Source organism: Brevibacillus sp. SIMBA_040 (genome assembly GCF_046535075.1).
Classification (GTDB): Bacteria; Bacillota; Bacilli; order Brevibacillales; family Brevibacillaceae; genus Brevibacillus.
Genome location: NZ_JAWRXI010000339.1, coordinates 1 through 248 on the forward strand (window position 1 = coordinate 1; position 248 = coordinate 248).

1 protein-coding gene is annotated in these 248 nt (G+C 65.3%); it reads right to left on the reverse strand.

The window, feature by feature from the left end:
- A partial coding sequence (locus tag SB752_RS33040; RefSeq protein WP_410719601.1) for an amidase family protein occupies positions 1-135 on the reverse strand: 135 nt, incomplete at its 3' end.
- Positions 136-248 lie beyond the last annotated feature (113 nt).

The following is a 248-nucleotide window of genomic DNA, read 5'->3' on the forward strand; positions in this document are numbered from 1 at the left end:
CTGGCGAGCCATCACGGTAAGCATCAGCGCCGCGTCGCTAACGCAGCGAGCGATCGGACCAAGCGTCGACAGGTGGGTCCAACTCACCGCCGCGCCGGCAGGCACTCGGTTGAACGACGGTTTCATTCCGACCACCCCGCTTATGGGGTGGCGGGCACCACGTCAGAGCCTCAGCCGCCCGCGTGGATAGCGGCACCTTCCGGGTTGTCCCGTTCTTTGTCTCAGGAAGGAAGGCCGTACGCGCTTCT